Source organism: Nocardioides pelophilus (assembly GCF_014180685.1).
Lineage (GTDB): Bacteria > Actinomycetota > Actinomycetes > Propionibacteriales > Nocardioidaceae > Nocardioides > Nocardioides pelophilus.
The window spans coordinates 1-7,040 of the sequence record NZ_JACEHF010000196.1; the positions used below are offsets into that span (position 1 = coordinate 1).

A 7,040-nucleotide genomic window follows, 5' to 3' on the forward strand; every position below is an offset into this window, starting at 1 on the left:
GGGCCGGCCGCCGGCGGGGGAGTGGCCTCGGTCGTCGTCGGCGCGGACGGCTCCTTCTCGTCCTCGCCCGAGCACCCCGCCGCTGCGGTCACCGCGAGCAGGACGGCCGCCAGGTACGACGCCGAGCGCCGTCGTACGGCGGGCTCAGTCACTCGTCCTCGCCCAGCACACCGAGCGCCGGTTGCCTGCCTGCCACTCGGCCTCGTGGAAGTGCGTGAAGGCGTACTCGAAGCGGGCGGGGTAGTTGAGCCAGGCCTTGATCGAGTTGGCGCAGAACGCCTTGGTGCGGCTGGCGACGACCTCGTCGCCCGGGTACTTGTCGTCCGGTTCGCCCAGCTTGATCGTCGTCGCCGCTCGCCAGTCGTGGTCCTGCGCGCACGGCACCTTCTCGCCCGCCGCGACCGTCTCGCCGACCGCGCAGATCAGCCAGCGGTCGTCGGGCCGGCCGAGCAGCAGCCCCTTGGCCGTCTCGGGCAGCGGCCGGTACTCGGCACTGGCGGCGTTGCCGCCCACCACGTCGCAGCGGTACCAGCGCGCACCGTCGTCCCACGCCTTCTCCGACGGGCGGAACCAGGCCCAGCTCACGATCGTGCGGAGCACCAGGCTCTCGTCGCCGCCGAGGAACTTCGCGAACTGCCGGGTGCAGGTGCGGTAGGCGAACTCGCCGACCTCCTCGTCGTCGTACTCGACGTCGTCGAACTCGTCGGGCAGCTCGCCGATCGCGAACGTCTCGGCGGTGTGCTTCTCGTCGCAGCCGATGGTGCGGGTGGCGTTGGCCGGCTGGTCGACGTCGGCGGGGGTCAGCAGCCGGCACGCGCCCAGCTCGGGGATCTCGGTCGAGTCGACCTGGTCGGGGTCGACGTTCTCTCCCTGCGGCTCGGAGGCGCACCCGGTCAGGACCAGGACCGCCGCGGCGACGGCGGCAGCGACCGCGCGGGCGTGCGTCATCGCCGGTCCCCCTTCGTCGTCGGGCTGGTGTCGGGCTCTCGTCAGGTGCTGAGCAGTGCCGCGATCGTAGCGCCCAGCTCGTACGCCGCCGCTTCCTCGTCAGGCCCCACCGCGCCGAGCACCGCGAGCACGTCGTACGACTGCTTCCAGCCCAGCGCGCCGACGATGGACTGGACCGCCCGGACACCGCCGGTGAGGTCGTACCGGCCGTGCATCCAGAGGCCGTAGGGACGGCCGTTCGTGACGCCCGCGGACTCGCCCGCGGCGCCGCTGGGATCCAACGCACCGCCCACGGCAAGGAAGGTCGAGTCGAAGAAGTGCTTGAGCGCACCACTCATGTAGCCGAAGTTGACCGGCGACCCGAGCAGGTAGCCGTCGGCCGCGAGCACGTCGTCGGCCGTCGCCTCCAGCGCCGGCCGTACGACGACCTCGACCCCCTCGATCGCGTCGTCGCCCGCGCCGCTCAGCNGCTCAGCGCCGCCTCGAGCAGGGCCTGGGTCGACCGGGTCGGGGAGTGGTGGACGACGAGCAGCCGAGGCATCCGTCCAGGCTAGCGACCTGGCTGCGACCGGCCGGATGGATCCGGGCTCACGTCACGCCGACGATGAAGTCGTCCGGGTCGGCATGTGCGACATCCTTCCCCCGACCGCCAGAACCGAAATCATTCGAGTGCCGACCGTCACGAGTGTTGATCCGGTCATTTCCGCGGCCGCCGTAAAGGCGGTCGTTGCCTCTCCCTCCCACCAAGGTGTCGTTTCCTCCCCCGCCACAGATGATGTCGGCCCCGCCCCGTCCGTCGATCACGTCAGCGGACGGGCTTCCCAGGATCACGTCGTCTCCGCGAGTGCCGGTGATCTCGCCGGAGCCCGTCGCCGTCACTGCGACGCCCTGGCACGCCCTTCCAGGATCCACGGTCTTCCAGATGGCGAGCTCGATCCTGTTGAACGAGGAGAAGAGCAACGTTCCTCGGAACGCAGCTATTGCAGAGATGTAGCCGTGGTCGAGGTCGCCGAGAAGGTTGGTGACCCGAACCGTGCCCGCTCTGGTGCCGTCACTCGACCAGATCTGCTGTCCGCGGGTGTGGTCTCGGCCAATGAAGTACAGGGTCGACCCGACGCGAGTCAGCTTTCGGACGGGGACCTGGTGGGGCAGGTAGTACGAGTATCGCGGGGAGTCCGGTAGTAGCGACAGACGCACCGTGCCGTTGGCGGTCCCGTCCGTCTTCCAGAGTTCACGTCCATGGACGTCGTCGTCCGCAGTGAAGAAGAGGTCGTCACCAACGGCCGTCAGGTTCGGCAGCCAGCGGGGATCAGTTGTGCCCGCCAAGCCGGAGCCTGGCCCAGGGTGGATGTCCTTCACCATGCGGGTGCCGGCGCTGGTGCCGTCTGACACCCAGAGCTCTTCGCCGTTCTGGTCGTGGGCGGCGAAGAACAAGCGATTGCGGACCCGGACCAGCTCGATCGGGTGGTCGAAGTAGCCAGTGGGATCGTTTCCCGGTGTCGTGTCCTTGACAAGGACGGTTCCTCGGGGCGACCCGTCGGTCTTCCAAAGACCCGGCCCGTGGACGTCGTCATCGGCGACGAAGAAGAGCTCGCCTCCGACGGGAGTCAGTTGGCTCGGTTGGTACTTGGTTTCTCCGTAGTGTCCGTCATTAGGTCCGATGTCTTTCACCAAGACGGTGCCAGCCGAGGTTCCGTCCGACTTCCACAGATCGCGGTCACCGGAGCCGTCGTCTGCAGTGAAGAACAGCCTGCCGTCGAATGCTGTCAGGTAGTCGGGTTCGGAACCGAAGGGACCAGCGACGATGTCTTTGACCAGTCTGGTGCCCGAGCGGGTGCCGTCCGATCTCCACAACTCAAAACCGTGCACATCGTCTCGAGCGATGAAGTAGAGGATCCCGTCGAGGTTCGTCAGTTCGAGAGGATTCGAGCTCCCCTCGGTGGCGATGTCCTTGATGAGGACTGTTCCTCCGGGACTTCCGTCGGACCTCCACAGCTCCCGTCCCTTGTCGGCGCCGTAGGCGCTGAAGTAGACCAAGCCCCCGACCGGGGTCAGGTCGTAGATATGTCCACCGCCGCCGGGACCCGGTTGTAGATCCTTGACGAGAGTGGTTCCGCCTGGAGTGCCGTCCGTCGACCACAGACTCGATCCGTGTTCCTCTGTGTTCGTGGTGAAGAACGCGCGTCGTCCTACGACGGTGAGGTCATGGGCGTGCAGTCTCGCGGACAGCCGCTCAAGCCGTGGTGTTCCCTCGTCTCCTGAGGCTGGGGCTCCGTGACAGGCCAGCAGTGCGGCTGCGCCGACGGCGGCGGAGGCGAAAGCGCCGGCCCTCCGCTGCCCGTGAGTCACGAGCCGGATTCTACGGGTGAAGCCGCCCTCGAGTCGGAGTTCCACTCGGTTGACGGCGTCTACACCGGGACGGCTGGGACGAGCCAGGCGTCGTCCCCGGTCTCCGACGAGCCGAACGTCAGGCATCTCGCTCCAGGGACGACCTGCACGTCGAAGATCTCCTCGACACCAGTGGCGAACTCAAGGGTGGCCAGGGTCTTGCCCGTCGCAACCTCGACGATCCCTACCCCGCACTTCAGGCGGTCGTGGAACTCCGCGATCGGCACATCGCCGAAGACAGCGGTCTCCCGGATCCGAGACAGCCCGACGAAGGCCAGGCCTCGGTAGATCGCCAGGCCGCGCGCGTATCCAGGAAGCAGCGCAACCACCTCGCGCGAACCGTCGGCCAGGTCGACCCGCTCCAGTCGACCCATTCCTGAGTTCAGCACGAAGAGCTGGTCCCCGTACCAGCGTGGGGAGTGCGGCATCGTGAGGCCGGTGGTCACCACGGCGCCTGACAGCACGTCGAGCACGGCGCCACTGTTCTTCGGCAGGCTGCGCCAGCCGGTGGGATCGTCGGTCTCCGCCAGCACCGACACGTAGGCGGGGGTGCCGTCGCGCATCGCCACGCCGTTGAGGTGGCAGCGGTCCTCGGCGGCGAGCTCACTGATGAACGGAGGACGCCAGCGCGGCACGAAGCTGAAGTCGGGGTGCACCGTCGCGAGACATGAGAACAAAGTGTTGGCGATCCACAGCTCCTGGTCGCCCGCTCGAGTCGTCCCCCACGCGAGTTCGTGCCCCTGGATGTTCCCAGTGACGGTCGAGGTGCGGGGGAGGAAACAGCGGTCGTACATCCCGCGGGGCTCGATCCGCGGCGCGACTTCAGAGTGGTCCTGCAGGTGCCACACCTGGCTACGGGCGCCGACCGCGATCCGATCGCGGCCTACTGCAACGCCCATCGCCCGGTCGACCTGATGAAACGAGAACCGGATCGTGCCCTCGTGCACGCCGACAGCGGCGAGCTGGCCAGCTTGGTACGTCGAGAGCAGCAGCGAGCACCCCGCCCCGATGAGTACATCGGGCAGCGACGAGCTGTGGTGGAACTTCACCTCGGAGAACGCCGGCTGCTCAGAACCAGTCACAAGGCGGAACGGTAACGAGAGATCCGGTACAGTGGTGTCGTCATGATGCGCGCACTGCTTCTTCGTTGCCGCAGCGAGGTCTGAGAGCCGGACCCCCTCGCTGCGGTGTGAGTCGCGCGACCGGCGTCTGAATCCTTCCGCCGATCACCGAGGTAAGTCATGACCACGATTCCCAGCCAGCAGCCGAGCGGGATGCCGTTCCAGCGCTACACCGCCTTCGAGCCCGTCACCGTCCCGGACCGCACCTGGCCGGACCGGAAGATCACCGCGGCGCCGCGGTGGCTCTCCACCGACCTGCGCGACGGCAACCAGGCGCTCATCGACCCGATGAGCCCGGCGCGCAAGATGAAGATGTTCGAGCTCCTCGTCCGGATGGGCTACAAGGAGATCGAGGTCGGGTTCCCGGCCGCCAGCCAGACCGACTTCGACTTCGTCCGCCAGTTGGTCGAGGGCGACAAGATCCCCGACGACGTACGCATCTCGGTGCTGACCCAGGCGCGCGAGGACCTGATCGAGCGCACCGTCGAGTCACTGGTCGGCGCCGACAAGGCGACCGTGCACCTCTACAACGCGACCGCGCCGTTGTTCCAGCGGGTCGTCTTCAAAGTCTCCGAGGCCGAGTGCATCGCGATCGCGACGCGCGGCACCGAGTGGGTCATGAAGTACGCCGAGCACCTGCTGGCCGGCCCCAACAGCACCGACTTCGGCTACCAGTACAGCCCCGAGATCTTCACCCAGACGCCCACCGACTTCGCGCTCGAGGTGTGCGAGCGGGTCTCCGACGTGTGGCAGCCGGAGCCCGGGCGCGAGATCATCCTCAACCTGCCGGCGACCGTCGAGATGTCGACGCCCAACACCTACGCCGACCAGATCGAGTACTTCGGCCGCGGCCTGACCCGTCGCGACGTCACCGCGATCAGCCTGCACCCCCACAACGACCGGGGTACGGCGGTCGCGGCGACCGAGCTGGCGCTGATGGCCGGTGCCGACCGGGTCGAGGGCTGCCTGTTCGGCCACGGCGAGCGCACCGGCAACGTCGACCTGGTCACCCTGGCGATGAACCTGTTCAGCCAGGGGATCGACCCGCAGGTCGACCTGTCCGACATCGACGAGGTGCGGCGGACGGTCGAGTACTGCACCCAGCTGCCGGTCCACCCGCGTCACCCCTATGCGGGCGATCTCGTCTACACGGCCTTCTCCGGCTCCCACCAGGACGCCATCAAGAAGGGCCTGGAGGACCTCGACAAGCGCGCCGCCGAGCAGGGGATCTCCGTGCGCGAGATCCCGTGGGAGGCGCCGTACCTCCCGATCGACCCGAAGGACGTCGGCCGCACCTACGAAGCCGTGATCCGGGTCAACAGCCAGTCCGGCAAGGGCGGGGTGGCCTACGTCCTCAAGGCCGAGCACAGCCTCGACCTGCCGCGGCGCGCGCAGATCGAGTTCAGCCGGGTGATCCAGCAGCACACCGACGCCCAGGGTGGAGAGGTGACGCCGGAGGAGATCTGGTCGATCTTCCGCGCCGAGTACCTCGACCGCGACGAGCCGTACTCACTCACCAGCTGGAGCTCGGTCACCGACGCCGAGGGCGACGACGAGCAGCAGGTCCACCTCCGCGTCCGCGGCGAGGAGCGGTCGTTCTCCGGCCTGGGCAACGGCCCGGTGGCGGCGTTCGTCGACGGGATGCGCCAGGCAGGAGCGGACATCCGGGTGCTCGACTACGCCGAGCACGCCCTCTCCTCCGGCGGCGACGCCGTGGCTGCGGCGTACGTCGAGTGCGAGATCGCCGGCGAGATCGTCTGGGGCATCGGCATCCACCACAACATCGTCACCGCCTCGCTGCGGGCGGTCGTCTGCGCGGCCAACCGTGCCCAGGCGATCACCATCCCGCAGAATTCCGCTGGATGAGGCGCGAGCGCAGCGAGCCTCGAAACCAAGGGCCTGCCAGGATGACATCGTGAGCGATCGACACCTCGCGTCCGAGCGAGTCGGACAGTTCTTCGTCGAGACCGATGGTGGTCGCGACCGGTTGGAGTACACCGAGTACGGCACCGGCGACTCGTGGGTGGTGCTGCTGCCGGGGCTGCTGATGCCCCGACGGATGCACGATCACGTCGCCCGGTCGCTCGCGTCGTCGGGCGCCCACGTGGTCACCCTCGACCTGCTCGGCCACGGCCGCTCGGACCAGCCGGACGACCCGTTCGCCTACTCGGTGACCGCCTTCGCCCAGCAGGTGGTCGCGCTGCTCGACGAGCTCGGTGCCGGCCAGGCGATCATCGGCGGCACCTCGCTCGGCGCCAACGTGGCCCTCGAGGTCGCCGCGATCGCCCCGGAGCGGGTGCGCGGCCTGATCGTCGAGATGCCGGTGCTCAACAACGCGCTCGAGGTCGCGATCGTGGCGTTCGCCCCGCTGCTGCTGGCCGCGCGGGTGGCGCCGTTCGCCTTCTCGGGCGTCCGGTTCGTCAGCCGCCGGGTGCCGCGCGGCGTCGTGCCGTGGTGGGTCGGGGTCGGGCTCGACACCGTCGACCACAAGCCGGGCGCGCTGGCGGCGTACGTCCACGGGCTCTTCTTCGGCCGGGTGGCGCCGCCGGCGTCCGAACGTCGCCGGATCAAGGCACCGGCGCT

6 protein-coding genes are annotated in these 7,040 nt (G+C 68.5%); 2 read left to right on the forward strand and 4 right to left on the reverse strand.

The features are described from left to right. Positions 1-144: 144 nt before the first annotated feature. The 4 genes from H0488_RS20665 to H0488_RS20680 form a co-directional block, all read right to left on the reverse strand. Positions 145-948, reverse strand: a complete 804-nt coding sequence (locus H0488_RS20665; protein ID WP_183101113.1) for a septum formation family protein — start codon at positions 946-948, stop codon at positions 145-147. Between the two features lie 41 nt (positions 949-989). Continuing rightward, positions 990-1,337 carry an NAD(P)H-dependent oxidoreductase gene (locus H0488_RS20670; RefSeq protein ID WP_312856459.1) on the reverse strand — a complete coding sequence of 116 codons (348 nt, stop codon included), beginning with the start codon at positions 1,335-1,337 and terminating at the stop codon, positions 990-992. A gap of 199 nt (positions 1,338-1,536) precedes the next feature. Then, the gene (locus H0488_RS20675) at positions 1,537-3,297 is read right to left on the reverse strand and encodes an ELWxxDGT repeat protein (RefSeq protein WP_183101114.1); all 1,761 of its coding nucleotides are present in this window, start codon (positions 3,295-3,297) and stop codon (positions 1,537-1,539) included. A gap of 59 nt (positions 3,298-3,356) precedes the next feature. Then, a complete protein-coding gene (locus tag H0488_RS20680) occupies positions 3,357-4,418 on the reverse strand; it encodes a TIGR03032 family protein (RefSeq protein WP_183101115.1) in 1,062 nt (353 codons plus the stop codon). Positions 4,419-4,577: 159 nt separating this feature from the next. On the opposite strand from H0488_RS20680, the gene leuA reads away from it, so the two are divergent. Both leuA and H0488_RS20690 read left to right on the forward strand, forming a co-directional pair. Then, positions 4,578-6,323, forward strand: a complete 1,746-nt coding sequence (leuA, locus tag H0488_RS20685) for a 2-isopropylmalate synthase (RefSeq protein ID WP_183101116.1) — start codon at positions 4,578-4,580, stop codon at positions 6,321-6,323. A gap of 49 nt (positions 6,324-6,372) precedes the next feature. Next, the coding region (locus H0488_RS20690; protein ID WP_312856460.1) for an alpha/beta fold hydrolase at positions 6,373-7,040 on the forward strand (668 nt) is incomplete at its 3' end.